This is a genomic window from Marinomonas dokdonensis (assembly GCF_052747885.1).
The window spans coordinates 745608-765742 of the sequence record NZ_JBRAND010000001.1 but is presented as its reverse complement, the minus strand read 5'-3'; the positions used below and the strand labels follow the sequence as shown (position 1 = coordinate 765742).

General features: G+C 47.2%; 18 protein-coding genes. 11 read left to right on the top strand and 7 right to left on the bottom strand.

Translation table 11 applies throughout. The features are described from left to right. Window positions 1-185 precede the first annotated feature (185 nt). Window positions 186-1019 carry an SDR family NAD(P)-dependent oxidoreductase gene (locus ACUM5Y_RS03580; protein WP_445975477.1) on the top strand — a complete coding sequence of 278 codons (834 nt, stop codon included), beginning with the start codon at window positions 186-188 and terminating at the stop codon, window positions 1017-1019. A gap of 3 nt (window positions 1020-1022) precedes the next feature. On the opposite strand, the gene ACUM5Y_RS03575 is transcribed toward ACUM5Y_RS03580, so the two are convergent. Together ACUM5Y_RS03575 and ACUM5Y_RS03570 are read right to left on the bottom strand one after the other, a co-directional pair. Beyond that, window positions 1023-2051, bottom strand: coding sequence for an alpha/beta hydrolase (locus ACUM5Y_RS03575; RefSeq protein WP_445975476.1), 1029 nt, complete (start codon window positions 2049-2051; stop codon window positions 1023-1025). A 23-nt stretch (window positions 2052-2074) separates the two neighbouring features. Then, window positions 2075-2362 (bottom strand): HlyU family transcriptional regulator, encoded by a 288-nt coding sequence (locus tag ACUM5Y_RS03570; RefSeq protein WP_445975475.1) that lies wholly within the window; start codon window positions 2360-2362, stop codon window positions 2075-2077. Between the two features lie 167 nt (window positions 2363-2529). Between ACUM5Y_RS03570 and ACUM5Y_RS03565 the strand changes: the two genes are divergently transcribed. Further along, window positions 2530-2748: a VF530 family protein gene (locus ACUM5Y_RS03565; protein WP_445975474.1), complete on the top strand. Its 219-nt coding sequence runs from the start codon at window positions 2530-2532 to the stop codon at window positions 2746-2748. Window positions 2749-2751: 3 nt separating this feature from the next. Here the strand turns inward: ACUM5Y_RS03565 and ACUM5Y_RS03560 are convergent, their stop codons facing one another. After that, window positions 2752-3228, bottom strand: a complete 477-nt coding sequence (locus tag ACUM5Y_RS03560; RefSeq protein ID WP_445975473.1) for a LabA-like NYN domain-containing protein — start codon at window positions 3226-3228, stop codon at window positions 2752-2754. 107 nt (window positions 3229-3335) lie between these two features. On the opposite strand from ACUM5Y_RS03560, the gene ACUM5Y_RS03555 reads away from it, so the two are divergent. Next, window positions 3336-3719: a DUF4870 family protein gene (locus ACUM5Y_RS03555; protein ID WP_445975472.1), complete on the top strand. Its 384-nt coding sequence runs from the start codon at window positions 3336-3338 to the stop codon at window positions 3717-3719. Window positions 3720-3771: 52 nt separating this feature from the next. Here the strand turns inward: ACUM5Y_RS03555 and ACUM5Y_RS03550 are convergent, their stop codons facing one another. Next, complete coding sequence (locus tag ACUM5Y_RS03550) at window positions 3772-4695, bottom strand: aq_1923 C-terminal domain (RefSeq protein ID WP_445975471.1); 924 nt, start codon at window positions 4693-4695, stop codon at window positions 3772-3774. 242 nt (window positions 4696-4937) lie between these two features. On the opposite strand from ACUM5Y_RS03550, the gene ACUM5Y_RS03545 reads away from it, so the two are divergent. Both ACUM5Y_RS03545 and ACUM5Y_RS03540 read left to right on the top strand, forming a co-directional pair. Further along, entirely contained in the window at window positions 4938-6710 is a 1773-nt protein-coding gene (locus ACUM5Y_RS03545) for a sensor domain-containing diguanylate cyclase (RefSeq protein WP_445975470.1), read from the top strand. Window positions 6711-6812: 102 nt separating this feature from the next. Next, on the top strand, window positions 6813-8099 hold the full coding sequence (locus ACUM5Y_RS03540) for a ribonuclease J (protein WP_445975469.1): 1287 nt from the start codon (window positions 6813-6815) through the stop codon (window positions 8097-8099). Between the two features lie 6 nt (window positions 8100-8105). Here ACUM5Y_RS03540 and epmB read toward each other — a convergent pair whose 3' ends face one another. After that, the gene (gene epmB, locus ACUM5Y_RS03535) at window positions 8106-9128 is read right to left on the bottom strand and encodes an EF-P beta-lysylation protein EpmB (RefSeq protein ID WP_445975468.1); all 1023 of its coding nucleotides are present in this window, start codon (window positions 9126-9128) and stop codon (window positions 8106-8108) included. Window positions 9129-9331: 203 nt separating this feature from the next. Between epmB and efp the strand changes: the two genes are divergently transcribed. Continuing rightward, window positions 9332-9907: an elongation factor P gene (gene efp / locus ACUM5Y_RS03530; protein WP_445975467.1), complete on the top strand. Its 576-nt coding sequence runs from the start codon at window positions 9332-9334 to the stop codon at window positions 9905-9907. 73 nt (window positions 9908-9980) lie between these two features. Here the strand turns inward: efp and ACUM5Y_RS03525 are convergent, their stop codons facing one another. After that, the gene (locus tag ACUM5Y_RS03525) at window positions 9981-10982 is read right to left on the bottom strand and encodes an NADP-dependent oxidoreductase (RefSeq protein WP_445975466.1); all 1002 of its coding nucleotides are present in this window, start codon (window positions 10980-10982) and stop codon (window positions 9981-9983) included. Window positions 10983-11139: 157 nt separating this feature from the next. Continuing rightward, window positions 11140-13581, bottom strand: a complete 2442-nt coding sequence (locus ACUM5Y_RS03520) for a bifunctional acetate--CoA ligase family protein/GNAT family N-acetyltransferase (RefSeq protein ID WP_445975465.1) — start codon at window positions 13579-13581, stop codon at window positions 11140-11142. Between the two features lie 144 nt (window positions 13582-13725). On the opposite strand from ACUM5Y_RS03520, the gene ACUM5Y_RS03515 reads away from it, so the two are divergent. The 5 genes from ACUM5Y_RS03515 to ACUM5Y_RS03495 all read left to right on the top strand — a co-directional run bounded on the left by ACUM5Y_RS03515 (window position 13726) and on the right by ACUM5Y_RS03495 (window position 20122). Further along, entirely contained in the window at window positions 13726-14670 is a 945-nt protein-coding gene (locus ACUM5Y_RS03515; RefSeq protein ID WP_445975464.1) for a histone deacetylase family protein, read from the top strand. Between the two features lie 199 nt (window positions 14671-14869). After that, window positions 14870-16435 carry an ABC transporter substrate-binding protein gene (locus ACUM5Y_RS03510; protein ID WP_445975463.1) on the top strand — a complete coding sequence of 522 codons (1566 nt, stop codon included), beginning with the start codon at window positions 14870-14872 and terminating at the stop codon, window positions 16433-16435. A 102-nt stretch (window positions 16436-16537) separates the two neighbouring features. Next, complete coding sequence (locus tag ACUM5Y_RS03505) at window positions 16538-17509, top strand: ABC transporter permease (protein WP_445975462.1); 972 nt, start codon at window positions 16538-16540, stop codon at window positions 17507-17509. A 1-nt stretch (window position 17510) separates the two neighbouring features. After that, window positions 17511-18431, top strand: a complete 921-nt coding sequence (locus ACUM5Y_RS03500) for an ABC transporter permease (protein ID WP_445975461.1) — start codon at window positions 17511-17513, stop codon at window positions 18429-18431. Window positions 18432-18433: 2 nt separating this feature from the next. Beyond that, on the top strand, window positions 18434-20122 hold the full coding sequence (locus tag ACUM5Y_RS03495; protein ID WP_445975460.1) for a dipeptide ABC transporter ATP-binding protein: 1689 nt from the start codon (window positions 18434-18436) through the stop codon (window positions 20120-20122). Window positions 20123-20135: the final 13 nt, after the last annotated feature.

Below are 20135 nucleotides of genomic sequence, written 5' to 3'. Positions count from 1 at the left end.
TTCGAAACTAGCGCCTACCTCATAAAAACGCCAACAGGTCATTCGTCAAAGCCGTAGGGGGAGATGGAGAAAGTGCCAACAGGCTATTCGTCAATTTAGTTGGGGGATGGAAAAAGGGGTTTATCGATGGGTCGTTTTGCCGTAGTTTTGAGTCATTCTAGTTTGGTTTAAGGGTTGAGGTTGGTATGCGTTATTCGGTGTTAATCACAGGGTGTTCTAGTGGTATTGGGTTGGAAGCAGCGAAGATGCTGCAAGAGCGGAACTTTCTAGTGGTGGCCAGTTGTCGCAAGCAGGAGGATGTGGAGCGTCTGAAGGCTGAGGGTATTGAGCATGTGGTGCAATTGGATTTGGCGGATTCGGCTTCTATCGCACAAGGCCTTAAAGACACGTTAGAGATTACTCAAGGAAGTTTGTATGCGCTGTTTAATAATGGAGCTTATGGACAACCCGGTGCGGTGGAAGATTTGCCTGTAGCGGTGTTAAAGGAGCAGTTTGAAAGCAATTTCTTTGGCTCGCACGAGTTAACCTGTTTGGTATTGAAGCTGATGCATGAACAAGGCTACGGTCGAGTTGTGAATAACAGTTCGGTACTAGGGCTGGTGGCAGCGCCGTTTCGAGGAGCCTATAACGCCAGTAAGTTTGCTTTAGAAGGGCTGACGGATACCATGCGGTTGGAGCTGATGGATTCACCGATTAAGGTGAGTTTAATTGAGCCGGGTCCAATTGAGAGTAAGTTTCGCCCCAATGCTTTGGCCGCTTTAAAGAAGAATATCGATGTTAAGAACAGTCGTCACCAAGCGGGATATGAAGAAGCGATTGAGCGTTTGAGTAAAGAAGGCCCTGTGTCGTCTCAAACTTTGCCAGCCAGCGCTGTGGTGAAAAAGCTCATTCATGCTTTAGAGTCGCCGCGTCCTAGAGCTCGCTATTATGTGACATTACCTACTTATGGTGCGGGTATGATGCGTCGTTTATTGCCCACTTGTTTGCTAGATTGGGTAATGGCGAAGCAAGGGGCATAAGTTTTAAAGGTTTGCGGAGGGCGTTTGTGACTCTAAGCCTTGCAACCAGTTTTGCATGGCGAGTAGAAATGCCTGCTGTGCCTCTTCTTGTGACAAGTACAAGTCATGGTAGCCCTTAGGGATACTGGCTTTGGTTAGCTGGGTAAAGACTTGCTCAGCGGCCTCTTGCATGCTGTGAACATCTAATACGCCATCTCCCTGTTGCATTGCTTCTACGCTGTTTTTACCTATGGTGCTGGTTTGTGAGTGGCATAACAGCGTCGGTAGTAAGATCTTGCTCTGGCTGAGTTTTCGCTGGGCGATGTTGATCTGTTTTAACCAGTGAAAAGACAGCGGGTAACCTTCTGCGGGCTTCCAGTCGAGTCGATAGTCCCATTGCCCGGCAAATTTTGTGTGTAGGGTTTGAGCGTACATGGTGGGGCTTTTGGCTTGAATGGAGAAGCGCGATAAAGCCGTTAGTAACCAAGGTAAAGGTTTGCTCAAGAGTTTTAGAGTCTTGGGTGCAAAGGGCATCGCCAAGAATGGACTATTGAGAATAAGGTGCTTAATGTCTGCCAAAGGTAAGCCATAATGCTGCTCACGCTCGGCCTTGCTTATTGTCTGGGAAAGGTAGCTGGCAGCCACTAATCCACCGGTGGAGTGCGCCAACAGGCTAACGTCGCGAACGCCATCTTGGTATAGGGTGGCTAGGGCGATATCTATATCTTGGCTGTATTGTTCTATGCTACTGCACCAGTTGGGTGGCAGGTAGGGGCGCAGTGAACGACCATAACCTTGTAAATCTAGGGCGTAGAAACGATAGCCTAGTTGTACAAAGAAATCGGCTAGGCCAGTTTGGAAAAAGTAGTCCGTGTAGCCATGGATATACAGGATGGCTTTGGGGCTGGTGATTTCACCCAAGTGTTGAACAAGAGTGGTGTGTACTATAGGTTGTGACGCGCCAGCAAAGGTGAAGGTGCGAGCGCGATAATTAGGGCCTAAGAAGTCTTGCTTATCGCTGACTTGTTGCCAAGTTTTACCTAGGTCGCTCATCACCATCCCCTTGTTGTTACTGGCTAGCCGAAGATACGATCACCCAGCTGGTCTATGGTCATTTTAGTTTTGCGCATGGTGATCTCGATGCATTCATCACGGCTTGGAATAATGTCCGAGCGAATAAACTGATGAACTTGTTGCTCCTCGCCTTCACCCTTGGTGATGCTGGCGGCAACGCGATATTGTCCGCCTTCATTGATCGGCGCGGGAATGATTTGAAAGCCTTTGTATTCAACAGCTTCTTCAGTTTTAGCAGGGGCGCTTTCGCCACCGCTGAATAGGCCTTTAAGGCCGGATAAAATACCCATTTTGTTGTCTCCTTTAGTTGCCTCTATTTTTCGGGCTTTTGCCTTATTAGTCAAATATTGTCGTGGTATTTTGCAAAGCTGTCGAAAAGCTCTGGTAGAGAGCATTAAGGGGTGGGGATTCAGGTATACTAGTTGTCTATCTTATCTTCTTTGGAATCTGGAATACTATGACAACTGAACAACCTAATAACCCTTTGCACGGTGTGAAATTGGAAAAAGTGGTGACGGATTTAGTCGAGCACTATGGTTGGGAAGAGTTGTCTTTTCGGATCAACATTAATTGCTTTAAAAGTGACCCATCTGTGAAATCGAGCCTGAAGTTTTTGCGTAAAACACCTTGGGCTCGTGACAAGGTAGAAGCCTTGTTTGTGGAAACTTTCTTTTAAGGCTTATTTTAATAATAAGCTATCGTCTATGGGAATAAAGCGATTGGCTGCTTGGGCGAGAGATTGGGCGGTTAACGGTTCTGCGCCATAAACCTCGACTTGTGTTTGGTGCTTGTCGCGGAGTTTTTTGACCAGCAAATCAAAGTCGCCGTCACCCGAGGCCAGTACGACAATATCTGCTTGTTGGCCATACTCTATTCCATCTAATGCAATGCCCACATCCCAATCGCCCTTGGCGGAACCATCTGCACGCTGGATAAAAGGCTTGAGCTTTACCTCAAAGCCAATGGCACGCAAAATATTTTGAAATTGACGTTGCTTTTCGTCTCCACGGTCGATGGCATAGGCGATAGCTTTTACTACATTACGGCCTTCTGTCGCTTGTCGCCAAAACGCATTGTAATCAAAAGGACGGCCGAAAGTTTGGCGGGTGGTGTAGTAAATATTTTGCACGTCTACCAAGATGGTTACGTCTGTCATACGTCTCCTTTAATTTGCCTGAAATAGCCTGCTTGAGACCATAGCATTATTGAAAAGAAAATAAACGCACCAAGATACAGTTAATAAGTCATCAAGAGGAAGTGGAAATGGATTTATCGGATTTTGAACCCGATCAAGAGTTTGACCCTAATAAGCCCCCTCGGTCTTTAACCCGCCGGGAAGAAGAGGCGAAAAGTCATGTCGTGATTGCCTATATTTTTATGCTGCTGGGAATCTTTACTGGGGTGTTTTGGCTGATTGGCGCCATTTGGGCCATGGTGAAGGTGAGTGATGCCAGAGGCACTTTTTTTGAGGGGCACTATCGCAATATTATCAGCACCTTTTGGTGGGGAATCTTGTGGAGCCTTGTTGGCTTGATATTAACGCTATTTTTTGTCGGCTACCTAGTACTGCTCGGGGTGTGGATCTGGAGCATTGTACGCATGGTGAAAGGCGTCGCCAAGGCCACTTCTAATCAGGCCTATCAGTAACCCTATCTTATATTAATAGCCGCCCCGTGAGCTAACGGGACGGCTATAGTGCTTAATCCAGTGACAATTGCATATTGGCTTGCTGATATAGGTTTTTATCACCTAATAATAGCGTAATGTTTTTTAAATCAAGCGCTTGATCTGGTTTCATAGTGAGGGTTAGGCTTTCGGGCTGCTTAATGAAAGCTAGGAAAGTCTCGGCAATTTGCTGTGCTTCTGGGCTACCAAGAGGCGCTAATCCCAACGTTTCACTCGCGGCTTGAATTAAATAGTTGAGATCATTATCACTGTAGTTTGCCATATCGGAGGCGAGTAATAAGTGCTCTATCATGCCGTTTTCTTGATAACGAATGCGTACCTCTTCAAAAGCAACATGCTCTCCATACAGTATCAGCATGGCTTCTGGTTGGCCTAGTGCCAATGAGGCCAGTAGGTCGGTACGCATAGTGCTGATGGACTCATTTGGCTTAGTCAGCTGAGTTTGGCTGTCCCACACGATCCGTCCCAAGTCTTTAATGTCCAGTGCCAGATAAGAGGCTAAGTGGTCTTCATTTTTCGTTGAGGAGAAGTGTCCTTTACCCAACAGAGTCTCCAACCCTAGCGTTCTCATGATGCGTGCCGAATCTCGTGAAAGCTCTGCGACTGGGCTTTCAGCGATCCAAAAATCAATGTCTAGATCCGGCTGGAAAAGAGGGTAATGGTTGAATGATACCCGAGCTAAACGCAGCCAAGGAGCAGATTTTGCGCCAAGAGTGACTTGCTCTAAAGAGGGAGTGAGGGTTAAGGGGTTAAAATGAATTTCTTCATAATGTACAAACTCATTGAGGCTACTTTCCTTGAGCCTAGCATCGATCTGCTCTTGGGCATATTGAGTACCAAAATGCTTAATCGCATAAATAAGTACCACAACAACACACAAGGCGCCTAGAAGTTTCAATAAAAGGGTCATTAGGCGAATTTTCAATGCTTCGTTCATAGTGTTTGCTGGGGCTCGTAGTATAATTTTTGAGGTACTTGGGTGGATGGTAACGGAAATGCAGGGAATTAGACAAAGTCATTTCTTGGTTCAGCCGTTTCCTTATCGTATTATGGATTGCTTTTTTAATATCGATCCGCCCGTTGTATTGTCAGTTTTGATAAGAGTTCACCTTATTCCAATAGACAGGCTGTCTGAATTGTATTTTTTTTATCACATAGAATTGTGAGTGGAGCATGGTTGTGAGGTCAATTCCTTTACGTAGGTTAATCATCCTGCCCTTTGTCGTCCTAGCGTTATTGTCTGGGGCGATCATGTATTATGTGGCGACGGTAAGCTTTGCCAGTATTGCCAATAAAGTGGGTTTGCAATATATCCATGAAGTCGAAAATCGAGTGCAGGAAAGACTGCATCACTTTATGGCACCGTTACAACGTATCGTTGAAATCAACCAGCTTGCTTATACCGATAGACCTCATGATATTAATGATTTACAGCGTGCTGCGATACGTTTTCATGAGCAGGCTCTGCAACACCCTCAAATGACGTTTATTTCCATGGCCACGACAGATGGTCGTTATATCAATTCTGTTCAATCTCCTTTCAAAGAAGATTACAGTCACCATGTCTCAGCGAATTTTGTGAATCAACCTCTAACCATGGAAGGCTATGAGTACGATCCTCAACAAGGGGTTGGAGAAAAGCGCCAGCAAGATATCGTCTTTAGTTATGACCCACGTAAGCGTCCTTTTTATCAAGATGCACTAGGGAAAACCACACCTGTGTGGGGGGAAATCGAGCGTTACTATGGTTTTGATACCCTAGGGGTGACGCTATCGGCTGCTATTTATAACGATCAACAAGAATTGCTTGGTGTGACGGCAACGAGCGTTGCACTGAGTGAATTTGATAACTATCTAAAATCCTTGGATATGATCGAGCAAGGCTACCTCTTCCTTGCCGAGCAAAATGGCGACTTGGTGGCATCCTCAGCGGACAGCCCTTTATTTTCGTTTGATTCAGGTGTTACCCAGCGAGTAAGTTTAGCGGATCACCCAAATGCTTTGTTCCGTATGGCAAGTGAGCATCTCGAAGAAGGCGCTTATCAACTGGATCAGCAGGGCGAAGAATATATTTACTATGTTCATCCGATCGAATTTGATTATGGTAAAACTTGGTTGCTAGGAGTGCTCATTCCCAGCACTTATCATAGGAATGTGCTCAGCGATTACACCTATATTACGATCATGATCACCCTAATACTTTTTATTTGTATCGCTTTGGTGGGCTCGCTCTTAGCGTGGTATATCGGCAAGCCGATTCGTTTGCTCGATAATGTAGCCCATGACAACAATGTTAAAAGTATTAAGCATCTGCCGGATTCCATTAGTGGCGTACGTGAAATTAATTCGTTAAACCAAGGCCTCAAGGGCATGGCCTCTGCGCTGGATGATGTGCTGCAAAATCTTGAGCAGAAAGTGGCAGAGCGAACTTCTTATCTAAAAGATGAAAACGAAACCTTGCTAGAGTCTTCGGTGAAAGATGAGTTGACGAATCTATACAACCGTCGCGGCCTTAAGCAAGAGTTCAGTTTTGTGTCTGAACGAGCCCAGCGTCAGGGGCAGTCGCTCATGTTGGTACTTTGTGATATTGATTATTTTAAAGACTTTAATGACAAATATGGTCATGGGGTTGGGGATCAAGTATTGGTACAGGTGGCTGAACACTTGTCTAGCCACATCCGCTCAGGGATTGATATCGTTGCTCGATACGGTGGTGAAGAATTTGTCCTAGTGTTTGTAAACACCAATCTAGAGCAAGTGGTCAGTCGATTAAACATGATACGAGACGCCTTTGCGAACACCTTGGTTGGAGATAACGAACATGTCACCATGAGTTTTGGTGTTTCCAGTATGAGTTCTGGTGACATGATAGATATCGAGAAGCTGATAGAACAAGCCGATAGCCGTCTGTACGAAGCCAAACATAGCGGCCGAGATAAAATCGTCTACTAACAAGATACCCACATTAAAAGACAGGAGCAGCTTATTTCATCATTCATACCGACAAAAGAAGACTTGTGGTTCTTGCCTTTAGGAGGCACGGGCGAGATTGGTATGAACATGAACCTCTATGGCCATGATGGCCAGTGGTTAATGATAGATTGTGGTGTGTCTTTTAATGAGCCTGTACAACAGACTGATGTGCATAAGGCAGAAATAGTATGTGCAGACCCAAGCTTTATCAGTCAGCAAAAAGAGCGCCTCGCCGGTATTGTGATCACCCATGCCCATGAAGATCATGTGGGGGCTTTGCCATTTTTATGGCGACGTTTTAAATGTCCGGTTTACACCACGGCTTTTACAGCTGAAATTCTCCGTCGCAAGCTGGCACAAGTCGGCTTAAGTGGCAAAGTTCCCATCATCGAAGTCGCTCAACACGAATCCGTAAACATAGGTGTGTTTCAGGTTAAGTGGCTGGCGTTAACCCATTCTGTCCCTGAGCCTTTTGCCATGACGGTTACGACTCCTGTCGGACGCATCTTCCACACTGGTGATTGGAAAATCGATCATAAACCCATTACAGGGGAAGGCTTTGCCTCGGGACCTTTTAAAGCCTTAGCGAAAGAAAATATTCTCGCCATGGTATGTGACTCAACCAACGCCTTACGAGAAGGGTATTCGGCTTCGGAAACGGATTGTTATAGCGGATTATTAGCCCGAATTGAGCGGGAGAAAAACCGCGTTGTGGTGGGCTGTTTTAGCAGTAATGTGGCCCGTCTTATCGCGCTAGGTCGAGTGGCTAAAGCCACCGGCCGTTATTTGGCGTTGATCGGCCGCTCCTTGACGAACATGGTCAGTGCGGCCCGAGTGACAGGCCATTGGCCCGAAGACTTACCTTTGATTGATGCGGCACATTTAGGTTACTTGCCCCGTGAAGAGGTGTTGGCGGTAGTGACGGGCAGCCAAGGTGAGCCTCGCGCTACCTTGTCGCGCTTGGCCGCCGATAATGGTTTTGATTTAAGTGTCGAAGCGGACGATTTGGTGATTTTTAGCGCCATGCGCATACCGGGTAATGAAACCGCTATTGATGGTCTTATTCGCCAGTTTCAAGCTCGCAAAATTCGCACCTTACAAGCCCATGAAACTGAAGAGACTATTCATGTGAGTGGCCACCCTTGTCGGGGCGAGCTGAGTGATATGTATCAATGGATACAGCCTGAAATTGCGATTCCTGTGCATGGCGAGCCAGAACATCTTGATGCCAATGCTCAGGTAGCAAAACAAAGTTATGTGCCCGCACAACTGGTGGGAAGAAATGGTGATCTGTACCAGCTTAGCCCAAGTGTGCGAGTTTACCGCCAAGCAGTAAAAGCAGGGCGGCTGGCATTAGAACGCCATTAATTCAAGTTACTCTCTGTCCATTAGCTGGGGAGCAAACACGGTTTTGGCACTTTTCCCCGGAATCTCTTTTGCCAATTTAGGCACCAAATAACCGGGCAGCTCTGCGGCCACTTGCCCCATTAGTTGTTGGGCCTCGTTGACGGAAATATCAAAGTGCGCCGCCCCTTCTACAGGGTCTAGGGTAAACATGTAATAGGGCAAAATACCCGTATCAAACAAGGTTTCACTTAGGGTCACCTGTGCGTCCACATTATCGTTTACCCCTTTCAGTATGACCCCTTGATTTAAAAGGGTAACCCCAGCTTGTTTAAGTCGGATGGCCGCTTGTTTTACCTCAGCGTCGATTTCATTGGCATGGTTAATGTGCCACACCATGATAATGTCTAAGCGAGAGTTGGTGATCCACGAGATCATGGCATCACACACTCGGGCAGGGATGACCACAGGTAAGCGGGAGTGTATGCGTAAGCGCTTAATCTGCGGTAAGGCTTCTATTTGACGAACCTTGTCGGCAAGCAAGCTGTCTTTCATCATTAAGGGGTCGCCGCCGCTCAAGATGACTTCGTTGATTTGCGGATGAGCTATAAGGTAATCAATCACCGAATGCCATTCCGCCTGTGCCAGCTGGTTATCTCCATAGGGGAAGTGACGACGAAAGCAATAGCGACAATTGACTGCGCACCCACCGGAGGCAATGACTAATAAACGACGAGTATATTTATGAACAATCGCTTTTTGAGGGTTGTGATCAGCTTCCTCTAGGGGGTCTTTGTTGTAGCCCGCTTGAGGCAACATTTCATGCCCATGGGGCAGTATTTGTTGCAGGAGCGGGTCTTCTGGGTTGCCATATTCGATGCGTGAGAGATAAGGGCGTGGTACCAGTAATTTAAAGGCCTGATGAGCCTCTAGCCCTTGTTCTGCCAAGTCACTGGGTAGGCCGAGCAGGGAAATCAGTTCAGCTAGGTTGGTAATTGCTTGGGCAAGATGCTCGGACCAGCTTAAATCGTTCTTGGTTTGAATTGGGATCACGTCAAATATCTGCAAAATTAAGTTAAATTAGGTTATGATTGCGCCAACTTATTTTTGGCCAGTTAGGCCTTTGGCTCTCAGAGATCTTTGCAAACCCTTTTAGTATTCGCATATTTGGTAACAAAAAGCGGTTTGCAGAGGTCTTGGGGCTGACATGATACGTCAGTCAGAGCTTTTTCTCTAAATTTATACTGTGAGGATGTATGGCTAATATCTCTACCAGCGAAATGCGCGGCGGTTCCAAAGTAATGGTCGATGGTGACCCTTGTGCGGTGCTGGACAACGAACACGTTAAACCCGGTAAAGGTCAGGCCTTTAACCGTTTGAAATTACGTAACCTAAAAACCGGCCGTGTTTGGGAACGTACGTTTAAATCTGGCGATACGCTAGAGCAAGCGGATGTAATGGATACGGATATGGAGTACTTGTACACAGATGGCGAGTTCTGGCACTTCATGGCGGTAGATGGCACGTTTGAGCAGCACGCTGCGGATGAGAACGCTATTGCGGACACGAAAAACTGGCTTAAAGAGCAAGAAAAGTACGTTGTTACTCTATACAACGGTACACCGCTGGCGGTTACGCCACCAAACTTCATTGAACTAGAAGTAACAGAAACAGATCCAGGCCTGAAAGGCGACACGGCAAACGGTGGCTCTAAACCTGCTTACCTAACCACTGGCGCTATGGTTCGCGTTCCTTTGTTTATTAACATTGGTGAAGTTTTGCGTGTTGATACTCGTACTGGCGAATACGTATCTCGTGCTACGGGTAAATAATCCAGCACATTGATTCGAATACAAAAAAACTCGCAAGGGGCGCCTTGCGAGTTTTTTTGTCGCTAAATCCTGATTATAATTTAACGATCAATTTGCCCTGGTTGTTACCGTCAAACAGCAAGTTAATGCCAGTCGTAGCACTTTCAATACCCTCGATAACATGGGCACGATATTGCAATTCCCCTTTGCCCAGCATGCCCCCTAAGGCTTGGCTGTATTCACCGATACGATGGAAATGATCAGGCATAGTAAAGCCTTGAATCATAAGACGTTTTTTAATGATATTAAGCCAGCTAGGGCCAGGATCTGGTTGCTCTTTTTGGTATTCTGCGATCAAACCACAAACAGCGATACGACCATGGGCATTCATGCGGTTGAAAATTGGCCCTTGGGCGGCACCGCCAGTGTTCTCGAAAAAGAAATCAATTCCCTCTGGGGTAGCCGATGCAAGCTGCTCAGCAAAGTCTGCGTCTTTGTAATTTAGCGTAGCATCGAAGCCAAGGGTGTCGGTGAGCCATTGGCATTTCTCGGTAGAACCTGCCACACCCACCACTTTAAGACCTAGATTCTTCGCCATCTGGCCGACCAAAGAGCCGACAGAACCCGCTGCAGCGGTGACGGCGAGGGTTTTTCCCGCATCGCTGGAGGAAAGTTTTAGCACTTCAAATAAACCGTGGTATGACGTAATACCTGGTAGAGCAATTACGGATAAAATGGCCTCCGCTGGAATTTCTTTAGGGATAGGGTTGATGTTGCTACCGTCACTGATGGCGTATTCAGTCAGGCCTAATAAGCCCATCACACGGGTGCCCACAGGGAATTGGCTATTATTGGAAGCGACCACTTCTCCCAAACCACTGGCACGCATGGTGTCCCCTAGGACAACCGGTGGAATGTAGCTGTCTTCGTCAGCACTTACCCAGCCGCGCATGGCAGGGTCTAGAGACAAATGAGTCATTTTGATGAGTACTTGGTCAGCCTTTGGCTGTGGGATGTCTTGGCTGACAATATCAAAAATATCTTCAGTGATTTTGGTCTCAGGACGTTTGACTAATTTAATAGTACGGTAAGTCATGATGGTTACTCCTTTAAAGAATGTGCCGCTAGTTTACCTTATCTAAAAGGCGTTTAGCGTGTAGCTTTTAAGGAAGATATTGTAGCCTTGTCCATAATGATGCTGGGCGCCTAAGCGGGGTAATATTAGCTATAACTCAGAGGCGTAACTGGGCGGGTTATGCTGATGCTTGCAAAGAGGCTTGTACCTCTGCAATAAAGCTTGCGCTGAGGTTGATGGTGACCACCACCTGACTTAAGTCGTCGAGATCGCGGATCACTTTAAAGCCAAGTTTGCGACAAAACTGAATCATGTGTTTGTTTTCTGACAAGACTATGCCTTTCATCACCTGAATGTCCTTTGCCGCTGCAGAGAGGAAGAGCTGACGCATTAAATAAGAGGCCAGCCCCATGCCTTGATATTCATCCCCGAGCACCACGGCAAATTCACAACTTTTATCATCAAAATTGTCGCTGTATCGTGCTGTGCCAATGAGCACTTCTTGATCGTCGATTTCAGTGACTGCCATGAAAGCCATTTCACGGTCGTAATCAATATGTGACATGTTGGCGAGCATGCGCGGGGTAAGTTCAGAAAGGTTGGATATAAAGCGGAAATAGCGGGTTTCTTTCGACATGCTGCGCACAAAATTCGCCATCATGGGGGCATCTTCTGGACGCACTGGGCGCACGGTACAGTCCAATCCATTGCGCAATGGATAGTGACTGACCCATTGTCTTGGATAAGGCTGAATCGCCAAATGTTCATAACGACGTAAGTGTTGGCAATCCCCCAGTTGGGCAGTTAAGTCCGCGTAAACACTGCCATTTTCATGGAGGCGAATGTTTGCCATTTCTAATTGCTGTAGTTCTGGCAATTCACAAATGAGCGTAGAGAGATCTAAAAGTAATCTTTCCAGCTCTGGGTGTCCTTCTGAAAGGCCTAAAGGTGATAGTAAGTCTTTACTTAATAGTGTGTTGAGGGGTGGTAAGCCAATCACTTCGTGTTGCCATATGTTGTGGTTACTACCGGAACTTAAGCCAATGGCAGGACCAAATACCGGGTCTTGAAGCAGTCTTAGATGCAGGCTTTGCTTGAGTAAATTATTGCCTTGTCGGCGTGCGGCGAGACGGATATTAAATAGCTCAAAGGTGGCTTTTAATAAGTCTTTGTCAGGGTTTAAGTGACCTTCTTTGAGTAAAGCTTGTAATTGGGTTCTGGCTTGGTCAACGGCGATTCTTTTACGAATCGCGTGGCTGTCAGGAGATTGCTTAGCCAGTCGTTGGTTACGTTGGAATTGTTGTAAAAACTGGAAACCTTCCATGGCCGATTCTGGGGTGCGAAAAGTTGGAATGCCCGCTTCATTTATACGAGTACGAATGGCGATCATTTCACCGCCACCCAGTAGACACACCATCAACAGCTTTTTCTGTTTGGCATGTAAATCTATGATTTGCTGATAAAAAGATGACATGTCCAGCAGTGCGGTAGGGCTGAGCATCAGTAGCACAGCGTTACATTGCTCATCATTGAGGGCAGTGTCCGCAAGGTTCACAAAGACATCACTTTCGCAGTTAGCCCACACAGTGGTGACAGGGCCGATTTGTCCTCTATCATCCACAATATGGGCGAGTTTTTGGTGTAACGCTTGATCTGGGGTTAGCAAGGAAACATCAATCTCAGCGGCTCGCTGGGCGGCCAATTCACCTGGGCCTGCACCGTTACCTATGATGATCAAAGAGCCTTCTTGGATACGTCTGGCGTTGGTCATCACGGAAGCGGCGGCTACCAAATCATTTAGGCGTCGGCCTCGGACCGCTCCCGTTCTGCGTAGAGCGGCATCGAGCACTCTTTCATCAGCCCCAACGCTGTGTTCCGCCACCACGGCAACGGGTTTGGTGCGACTGGTGGCCCGTAAACTGCTCAAGAAGCGAGTAGGGTTACCGACTTTTTGTAGGTACATCAAGATGGCTTGGCTTTCAAAATCATTGGATAAATAGTCGAGGACTTGCGAAGGCATCACATCTACAGGGGAGCCCATGGCCACCACCTGAGAGAATCCAATGCCTTGCCAATTCGCCCAATCCACCAAGGCGCTTGCAATGGTGCCGGACTGAGAAACTAAGGCAAGACGGCCAGCCAAGGGAGGGGTTAAACCCAACCAAGCAAAAATCCCTTGTTTTGGCCGACAAATGCCAAAACTGTTCGGCCCCAACAGGCGTACATTGTGTTCTCGTAATAGCGGCACAAGTTGTTCGGCTTTATCTTCTGTCCAAGTGAGCATCAGCAGGGAAGGAATGTGTGCACGTCCACAGGCGGCGATAATTTCTTCCATGGACTCACTGCTGGTGCCGGCGAGAATCGCCAAGTCAAAAGGCTGGGTGAGCTGATCTAGGCTGGTAAAATGGCGTACCCGATTGGGTGTTTGTTGAGGGTTTATCTCTGGACGTTTAGCCGCTGGCCAATCCGGTTCGACCCCCACCACGTGCAAGGTATTGGCGAGATTGCCATTGAGCAACGCACGCAACAAAGCCAGCATGATAGGGTCATGGGCGTCTTCTCCTGTGAGCACCACAATCGACTTAGGTGCGAGCAGTGCGTTTAGTGCATGTTGGCTCAAATAACTCTCCCCAGAATAAAGGCTTTTAGCGATTGTAGACTATTGTAGGATAGTCTGTCTTATCGACTTTATGCTTAGATACACAGCAAGGATTCGCTTTGCTTAATTTTCGCCTTGGACAACAAAAATAATATCGGAGTCAAGATGACCACTGCTTACATCACCCATGATGCTTGTGAAAAACACCAAATGGGAGACGACCATCCAGAATCTCCTGCACGCATTGGGGCGATCCATGATCGTTTGATCGCGGGACAAATGTTGGACTTTTTACGCTGGCACGAAGCAGAAAAGGTACAAATGGCTGATTTATTGGCCGCCCATGAGCAAAGCTATGTCGAGGAAATTTTTGCCAAGGTGGCAGAGCTTCAAGCGCCCCATGGTCCGGATACTTTTAATATCGAGCCTGAAACCGTGCTAATGGCCCATTCTCTAGATGCCGCCTTGTATGGCGCAGGCGCTGCGGTGCAAGCGGTCGATCTGGTAATGACAGGTGCTTGCCATAATGCTTTTTGTTCCGTGCGCCCTCCCGGCCATCATGCCTTAGCGAATCAAGCGATGGGCTTTTGCTTTTTCAATAACATTGCTGTGGCGGCAAAATATGCCCAACAGAAATACCAACTCAAACGTATCGCCATAGTGGATTTTGATGTACACCATGGTAACGGTACTGAGCATATCGTGGCAGCGGACAAGGGGATTCTCTATGCCTCAAGTTATCAGCATCCTTTCTACCCCTATAACGATCCAGGGGAAAGCCATGACAACATACTGCACATGCCATTAGAGGCTGGTACAGGCAGTGAGCTGTTTCGACAAACCATCAATGACAAACTATGGCCTACCTTAGAGCAATTTCAACCGGAGTTGATTTTAATTTCTGCAGGTTTTGACGCCCACCAAGCGGATGAAATGGGCCAACTAAGACTCACCGATGCCGACTTTGCCTGGATCACAGATGGCTTGATGGCTCAGGCGAAAAAGCACAGCCAAGAGCGTATTGTGTCTGTTCTGGAAGGGGGCTATCAGTTGGACGCTTTAGGGCGCGCCGCCTGTTGTCATATCCGAAGCCTATTAGGCATGTCTTAGGCTTTATTTCGGTAAATACTTGTTTTTTAACCCTAAGATTGGGAGTGAAGGGCTTTTTTTGACAAAATATCGACTAAAAATTTACAGCCTTACGAAAGTAGGTTATTAGTTAGAGCATCAATAGGTAAATGAGACACATTGGCAGGACGCTTAGTTCTTTGTCATGGTATGCCTATATTGTTTATTTTTAGGAGATAGAATGTTGAACCGTCTTACCTGTACCGCCTTAGCTATTGCCCTGTCATCCTCTGCCCACGCCACCACTCTTAAGTGGGCGGGCACCACAGACCCTCAAACTATGGACCCTCATGCGGTCATTTCCACCCCAGTTTTAGGCTTTTTAAATAATGTTTATGAAGGCTTGGTGCGTCGTGGCAAAGACATGTCCATCGAACCTGCTTTGGCGACCTCATGGGAACCCATAGGTGAAGGGGAAGGTTGGCGTTTTCATTTGCGCCAAGACGTGACTTTCCATAATGGTGCGACCTTTAATGCGGATGATGTGGTCTTCTCTTATGAGCGTGCATCATCCCCTGCGGCGGATACCAAAGGCTGGTTTGCCCCCATCTCTATGGTTAAAAAGGTTGATGACTATACGGTGGACTTCATAACGAAAGCGCCAAACCCTATCTTCCCAGACAGTATTGCTAACTGGATGATTATGGATGCGGACTGGGCGAAGTCCATTGGCGCTGAGTCTCCGAACAAAGAAGCGGGCAATGCGGCCACATTACAGGCAAATGGTACAGGGGCTTATGAGCTGAATAAGCGCCAACCTGGCTTAGAAACCCGTTTGAAAAAATATAACGACTGGTGGGGAGAAGATATCGGTAATATCACCGAAGCCGTTTTCACTCCTATTCAAAACCCTGCCACGGCGGTAGCTGCTTTGTTGGCGGGCAATGTTGACATGATTAACCCTGTGCCGATTCAAGACGCTCAACGATTGGAGACTAATGGCCAAGTTAAAGTGATTAAGGGCATTGAAGCTCGTGTCATCATGCTGGGTTTTGCGCAACAAGCTGAAACCCTTAAATACGGTGCTGATCAAGGCAAAGCGAACCCATTCCTAGACCCAAAAGTACGTGAAGCGGTAGCGAAGTCCATCAGTGTTCCTGCTATTTTGCGCACCATCATGCGGGGTAATGCCCAGCCTGCGAGTCAGTTGGTGAGCCCTGATATGCGTGGCTACTCAAAACTTCATGATGCCCGCCCTGAGTTTGATGTGAAGCAAGCTAAGTCCTTGTTAGCTGAAGCGGGTTACCCAGAAGGTTTTTCATTCGGTCTTAAGTGTCCTAATGACCGCTACTTGAACGATGAGGCAGTTTGTCAGGCGGTCACCGCCATGTTGGCAAAAGTAGGTATTAAAGCCGACCTAGATGCCATGCCTGTTCGTAACTACTGGCCAGAGCTACGCGCAGATAACTTTGACATGTATCTAGTAGGTTGGTCACCAGGTACTTTTGACCATGAGCACCCAATTCGTTTCCTTGCGTCTACTCCAAACACAGAAAAGAGCCTAGGTTCTTGGAACTTTGGGGATTATTCAAATAGCCGCATTGATGTGTTGCTACCGCAAATTCAATCCGAGATAGACGACACCAAACGTCAGGCTATGATTGATGAAGTAGTGGGTCTTTACCAAAGTGAATTCGCTTATGTACCTCTCTACATTCAACCACTAGTGTGGGGTACAGGTAACAATGTTAGCTTGACGCAACGTCCTGATAACTTCTTTATTTTGCGTTGGGCATCGGTGAATTAATTTACCATCGCCTTTCGTAAACCCTCATCACCTAGGCAGGTGGTAAGCTTTTCATCTGCCTAGGGTCGCTTTTTATCTACCCAAACCGTGCGAGGAATGACGGTGATTAACTACATATTTAAGCGTGTTGCTCAATCTGCCTTAGTATTGCTGGTGGTTGGCTTCGTGGCTTTTTCAATGTTCCGTTTTATGGGTGATCCCATAGACAATATGCTTGGCCAAGAGCGTACCGAAGCAGACGTACAGCGCTTACGAGGTGAGTTAGGTCTGGATTTACCATTCCTTGTACAGTACGGACGCTTCTTGAGCGATGCAGTGCAAGGAGATTTTGGTGTCAGTTATCGCCAAGGTCGACCTGTCTCGGAAATCATCGTGGAGCGTTTGCCGGCGACTTTGGAGCTGGCGGCAGTCAGCGCTACTTTAGCGATTTCTCTGGGTATAGTGCTGGGGGTGTTTACGGCCATCCGACGACAAGGGTGGTTGGCGAACCTGATCATGACCAGTTCCTTAATTGGTGTTAGTTTACCCACCTTTCTGATTGGTATTCTGCTTATCTATGTTTTCAGTGTGAACCTTGGCTGGTTACCAAGCTTTGGTCGTGGAGAAGTAGTGCAAATTGGTTTTTGGAGCACGGGCTTATTGACCGTGAGTGGCTGGCAAGCGCTTATCTTGCCGGCGATTACCTTAGGTCTTTACCAAATGACCTTGATTATGCGTTTGGTACGCTCGGAAATGCTCGAAGTGTTACGTCAAGACTACATTCGTTTTGCTCGTGCTAGAGGTTTGAGTGAGCGCATTGTGAACTTTCGTCATGCCCTGAAAAACACCCTAGTGCCTGTGATCACAGTAACTGGCTTGCAGCTTGGTTCCATCATCGCCTTTGCCATTATTACCGAGTCAGTATTCCAGTGGCCGGGGTTGGGTCTGTTGTTTATTAATGCGATTCAATTTGTTGATATCCCTGTTATGGCGGCGTATTTAATGCTGATTTCCGTGATTTTCGTCACCATCAACTTGCTGGTGGATTTACTCTACGTCTTCATTGATCCACGCTTACGTGAAGGAGGCAAATAGCATGTTGCAGAACAGATTACGCTCATGGCTAGACAGTGACTTTATGTGGCGTTTGTCCCGCTCTCCTGTGGCAATCATTTCTTTGTTGGTGGTTTTACTCTTGGTATTAGGGGCTATTTTTGCCCCTTGGTTGGCTCCCTACGACCCATATGATCCGGCTACTCTGGATTTGATGAATGGCTTTACGCCTCCGTTAACCGCGAATGATTTTACCGGCCAAAGCTTTTTGTTTGGCAGTGACGATCAAGGTCGCGATGTCTTATCGACCATCTTGCATGGTATGCGCGTCTCTTTGTTTGTGGGCGTGGCAGCGGTGGCATTTGCCATGGTATTGGGCATTTCTTTAGGCTTACTGGCCGGCTATCTTGGAGGCTGGGTAGATACCTTGATAATGCGTATTGCCGACATTCAATTAACTTTTCCTTCTATCCTTGTCGCCATGCTTATTTTTGGTATAGCAAAGGGCATCACCCCTGTGGAATATCGTGACCAAATGGCCATTTGGGTATTGATCATAGCCATAGGTTTATCGGACTGGGTGCAGTTTGCAAGGGTTGTGCGAGGCGCGACCTTGGTAGAAAAAAATCGTGAATACGTGATGGCCGCACAACTAATTGGCCAGCCAAAACTCACCATAATGATGCGTCATATTTTGCCCAATGTGCTGAGCCCAGTGTTGGTGATCGCCACGATTTCTTTGGCCTTGGCAATTATCGCGGAAGCCACTTTGAGCTTTTTAGGGGTAGGCGCGCCACCGACTCAGCCAAGTCTTGGTACGTTAATCCGCATCGGCCAAGGTTTTATGTTTTCTGGGGAGTGGTGGATCCTGCTGTTTCCTGCTTGTACTTTGTTAGTGTTAGCGCTTTCGGTCAATTTGCTTGGCGATTGGCTACGTGACACCTTGAACCCTAAGCTGAGGTAGACATGGCATTACTCGACATTAAAGCATTGACGGTGGAATTTGCCACTCGTCGCGGTGTGTTTGTGGCGGTGGATAACGCCGACATCTCAGTAGAAGCAGGCCAAATCCATGGATTGGTCGGGGAGTCTGGGGCAGGTAAGTCCACTATAGGAGCAGCGGTAATGGGGCTGCTTGAAAAGCCGGGGCGAATTAGCCAAGGAGAGATTTCTCTTAATGGACAGCCTATTAGCGGTCTAGATAGAGAGGCCATGCAAGCACTGCGAGGCAAGCGGGTAAGCATGATCTTTCAAGACCCTCTCACCTCCCTTAACCCCTTGCTGACAGTAGGGGATCAACTGGTTGAAACCATTCAATTTCATCTTAAATTGAATGATAAGGATGCCTACCAAAAAGCATTAGAGTTACTGGCGTTAGTGAGAATTCCTGACCCTGAAGTACGAATTAACCAATACCCTCATCAGTTTTCTGGCGGCATGCGCCAGCGTATCGTCATTGCGTTGGCTCTGTGTTCTGAGCCTGATGTGATCATTGCCGATGAGCCGACCACGGCGTTAGATGTTTCTGTACAAGCTCAGATTCTGTCGCTGATTAAGGAGCTGGCGCGGGAAAAACAAGTTGGAGTGATCTTGATTACCCACGATATGGGCGTCATTGCGGATACTACAGATGTGGTGACTGTGATGTATCAAGGCAAGGTGGTTGAGAGCGGTCTGACGGCACAAATCTTAGGCCAGCCAACCCATGCTTATACCCAAAGTTTGATTGCGGCTGTGCCTAGACCACACGAAAAGGTGCGACGCTTTCCTCTGGTTTCCTATGGAGGGAAAACCCAAGCATTCGATATTGACGATCTGGCGCGCAGTTGGAAAAAACAAACCATAGATCAAACAAAGCCTTTGTTCGAGGTGGATTCCTTAACCAAACGTTTTATCACCAAGCCTGCTTTACTGCCTTCTCAGCAAGAGTACGCCACAGCGGTGGATCAGGTGAGTTTTGATATCCGCCAAGGGGAAGTATTTGGTGTTGTAGGGGAGAGTGGTTCGGGCAAGTCGACCTTAGCTCGTATGATCGCAGGCTTGTATCAAGCCGATGGAGGGCGCATTGTTTTTGATGGGACAGACATAACTAAGTCGAAAGATTTAAGTGATTATCGTCGTCAAATACAAATGATCTTCCAAGACCCATTTTCCTCTTTGAACCCGCGCATGCGGGTGGATGCCATTGTTGGGGAGCCAGCGCGTCACCATAAGTTATTAAGCGGTAAGGCACTGCAAATGCGTGTGGATGAATTGTTGGATCAAGTGGGTCTAAGCGCCGAGGCGGGTAAAAAGTATCCACATGAGTTCTCGGGTGGTCAACGTCAGCGTATTTCCATTGCCCGTGCGTTAGCTACTCAGCCAAGATTTTTAATTTGTGATGAGCCGACTTCTGCATTGGATGTGTCGATTCAAGCGCAAATTCTGAATATTTTGAAAGATTTGCAGGAGCATTTAAATCTTACCATGCTGTTTATCAGCCATGATTTGCCGGTGATACGACAGATGTGTGACCGTGTAGGGGTGATGAAATCTGGGGTGATGGTTGAGCAACAAGCAACAGAAATGCTTTTCACTCAGCCCCAGCACCACTATACCCAAGAGTTGTTATCCTTTATGCCCAAGCTTGAAGGCATACGCCAAGTGGCTAGCTAAACCTAGGCTGCAG